This window comes from Streptomyces albidochromogenes, from assembly GCF_005981925.1.
Taxonomy (GTDB): domain Bacteria; phylum Actinomycetota; class Actinomycetes; order Streptomycetales; family Streptomycetaceae; genus Streptomyces; species Streptomyces albidochromogenes.
Map to the genome: position 1 here is coordinate 1 of NZ_VBVX01000460.1, position 3723 is coordinate 3723.

Annotated in this window: 3 protein-coding genes; 2 read left to right on the top strand and 1 reads right to left on the bottom strand. The window is 72.9% G+C overall.

Translation table 11 applies throughout. The features are described from left to right. Nucleotides 1-145: 145 nt before the first annotated feature. The gene (locus tag E2E34_RS32380) at nt 146-712 is read left to right on the top strand and encodes a SigE family RNA polymerase sigma factor (RefSeq protein ID WP_138905411.1); all 567 of its coding nucleotides are present in this window, start codon (nt 146-148) and stop codon (nt 710-712) included. A 115-nt stretch (nt 713-827) separates the two neighbouring features. After that, a complete protein-coding gene (locus tag E2E34_RS32385) occupies nt 828-2474 on the top strand; it encodes a long-chain fatty acid--CoA ligase (RefSeq protein WP_138905412.1) in 1647 nt (548 codons plus the stop codon). Nucleotides 2475-2550: 76 nt separating this feature from the next. Here E2E34_RS32385 and E2E34_RS32390 read toward each other — a convergent pair. Further along, a partial coding sequence (locus tag E2E34_RS32390) for a response regulator (RefSeq protein ID WP_138905413.1) occupies nt 2551-3723 on the bottom strand: 1173 nt, incomplete at its 5' end.

Here is a 3723-nt window from a genome sequence, read left to right on the forward strand (position 1 = left end):
CCCCTGAGACGCGCCCCCTACCCGAGACCCGGGCGCCCTCCACCCGCAGGAGGTGGGGCCGGCCCCGCCCCTACAACCTGAGGCGGACTCACTTTCGGCACCTGGGGCCGATCCGCGGCGCGCACCCCGCTCCTAGCGTGGAGCCATGACCACGCCTGTCTGCACCAGCGCGACCAAGGCGGCGACCAGGGCGGCGACGCCGACACCCTGCCCGTCGTTCTCCACGTATGTACGCGCCCGGGGACCCGTACTGCTGCGCACCGCCCGCTCGCTCACCGCCAATCCGTGCGACGCCGAGGACCTGCTGCAGACGGCGCTCACCAAGACGTACGTCGCCTGGGACCGCATCGAGGACCACCGGGCCGTCGACGGGTACGTACGCCGCGCACTGATCAACACCCGCACCTCCCAGTGGCGCAAGCGCAAGGTCGACGAGTACGCCACCGACGAGCTGCCCGAGCCCGCCGCCGCCCTCGCCACCGGCCCCGCGGCCGACCCCGCCGAACAGCAGGCCCTGCGCGACGCGATGTGGCGGGCGGTCATGAAGCTGCCGGACCGCCAGCGCGCCATGGTCGTCCTGCGCTACTACGAGGACCTCAGCGAGGTCCGGACGGCCGAGGTCCTCGGCGTCTCCGTCGGCACGGTCAAGAGCGCGGTCTCGCGCGCCCTCGGCAAGCTCCGCGACGACCCGGAACTGGCGCCCGTGCGCTGACAACGCGCGAGGCGCGGCGGATTCGTACGCCCGGAACTAGTGACATACCGCCTGGTACGTGCGCAGAATCAGGCCACCCTTATTACTGCCGCGTAGCGCCCACCGGGAGGACGCCGTGCTGAGCACCATGCAGGACGTACCACTGACCGTGACCCGCATCCTGAAGCACGGGATGACGATCCACGGTCGCTCACAGGTCACCACATGGACCGGTGAGGAGGAGCCGCAGCGCCGCACCTTCGCCGAGACGGGCGAGCGCGCCACACGGCTCGCGAACGCTCTGCGTGACGAGCTCGGGGTCGACGGCGACCAGCGGGTCGCCACCCTCATGTGGAACAACGCCGAGCACGTCGAGGCGTACCTCGCGATCCCCTCCATGGGCGCCGTGCTCCACCCGCTCAACCTGCGGCTGCCCCCCGAGCAGCTGGTGTGGATCGTCAACCACGCCGCCGACCGTGTCGTCGTCGCCAACGGCTCGCTGCTGCCGCTGCTCGCGCCGCTCCTCCCGCACCTGAAGACCGTCGAGCACGTGGTCGTCTCGGGTCCGGGCGACCGCTCGCTGCTCGACGGCTGCGCGCCGCGGGTGCACGAGTACGAGGACCTGATCGCGGACCGCCCCACCACGTACGACTGGCCCGAGCTGGACGAACGCGCCGCCGCGGCCATGTGCTACACCTCCGGCACCACCGGCGACCCCAAGGGCGTCGTCTACTCGCACCGCTCCCTCTACCTGCACTCGATGCAGGTCAACATGGCCGAGTCGATGGGGCTCAACGACAAGGACACCACCCTCGTGGTCGTGCCCCAGTTCCACGTCATGGCCTGGGGGCTGCCGCACGCCACCTTCATGACCGGCATCAACATGCTCATGCCGGACCGCTTCCTCCAGCCCGCCCCGCTCGCCGAGATGATCGAGCGCGAGAAGCCGACGCACGCCGCCGCCGTCCCCACCATCTGGCAGGGCCTGCTCGCCGAGGTCACCGCCCGCCCGCGCGACCTCTCCTCCATGGCGAGCGTCACCATCGGCGGCGCGGCCTGCCCGCCGGCCCTGATGGAGGCGTACGACAAGCTCGGGGTGCGCCTGTGCCACGCCTGGGGCATGACGGAGACCTCCCCGCTCGGCACCATGGCCCACCCGCCGGCGGGACTCACCCCCGAGGAGGAGTGGCCGTACCGCGTCACGCAGGGCCGCTTCCCGGCCGGTGTCGAGGCGCGCCTGATCGGGCCCGCCGGCGAGCTCCTCGCCTGGGACGGCGAGTCCGCCGGTGAGCTGGAGGTACGGGGCCCCTGGATCGCCGGGTCGTACTACGGCGGCGCGGCCGGGGAGGACTTCAGGCCCGCCGACAAGTTCAGCGAGGACGGCTGGCTCAAGACCGGCGACATCGGCGTCATCAGCACCGACGGCTTCCTCACCCTCACCGACCGGGCGAAGGACGTCATCAAGTCGGGCGGTGAGTGGATCTCCAGCGTCGAGCTGGAGAACGCCCTGATGGCCCACCCGGACGTCGCGGAGGCGGCGGTCGTCGCCGTACCGGACGACAGGTGGAGCGAGCGGCCACTGGCCACGGTGGTGCTGAAGGAGGGCGCGAGCGCGGACTACGAGGAGCTGCGGGCCTTCCTCGCCGGCCGGATCGCGAAGTGGCAGCTGCCGGAGCGGTGGGCGCTGATCCCGGCCGTGCCGAAGACGAGTGTGGGCAAGTTCGACAAAAAGGTGATCCGCAAGCAATACGCGGACGGTGAGCTGGACGTCACGACGTTCTGACGCCGTTCCTCCCGCCTTTCCCACACAAGCCGAAGGGGCCCCGCGACGGCGCGGGGCCCCTTTCGGTGCGAAGGGCTCAGTTGGTGCCGATCTTCGCCAGCAGGTCCACGATCCGGCCCTGGACCTCCGCGCTCGTCGAGCGCTCCGCGAGGAACAGGACGGTCTCCCCCGAGGCCAGCCGGTGCAGTTCGCCCGCGTCCAGCCCGGCCGACGTGTAGACGACCAGCGGCGTGCGGTTCAACTGGCCGTTCGCGCGCAGCCAGTCGACGATTCCGGCGCGCCGGCGGCGTACCTGCATCAGGTCCATCACCACCAGGTTCGGCCGTGTCTGGGTGGCCAGCGTGACCGCCTCGGTGTCCGTCCCGGCGCGCGCGACCTGCATGCCGCGCCGCTCCAGCGTCTCCGTGAGCGCGAGCGCGATCTCCTCGTGCTCCTCGATCAGCAGGACGCGCGACGGGTGCTGCTCGCTGTCGCGCGGCGCGAGCGCCTTCAGCAGTACGGCGGGATCGGCGCCGTACGCCGCCTCACGCGTCGCCTGCCCGAGCCCGGCCGTCACCAGGACGGGGACCTCGGCGGCGACGGCGGCCTGGCGCAGGGACTGCAGTGCCGTACGGGTGATGGGCCCGGTCAGCGGGTCGACGAACAGGGCGGCGGGGAACGCCGCGATCTGCGCGTCGACCTCCTCGCGGGAGTGCACGATCACCGGGCGGTAGCCGCGGTCGCTCAGTGCCTGCTGCGTCGACACGTCCGGGGCCGGCCACACGAGCAGGCGGCGCGGGTTGTCGAGCGGCTCGGGGGGCAACTCGTCGTCGACGGGCAGCGGCTGGGGGCGGTTGGCCACCTCGACGGCGCCGTTGGGGCCGTCCAGTGGCTCGGGGCCCTCGGAGCCCTCGTCCGGTGCCCCTATGGCGTACGCCCGCCCCTCGGCCTGCGCCGACAGCCGCTGCTGGAGCGGGCCCTGGCCCTGGGGGTGCGGCCGGGCGCCCGGCTCGGCGGCGTCCTGCGTCGCGGTGCCCTCGGCGGGCGTGGACGGCTGCGCCTCCGGTCGTACGGCGGCGAGCTTGCGGCGCCGCCCGGAGCCCAGGGTCTGGTTCTGCTGCTGGGCGACCTGCTGGGCGAACGGCATGCCCTGCCCGAGGGTCCGCACGCTGAACGCCCGGCCCTGGGTGGAGTCGGCGGCCGGCGGGGGCGTGTGCCCGGCCGCCGGCGCCTCGGCGGGCAGCGGCTGGGCGGGCGGCAACGGCTGCGC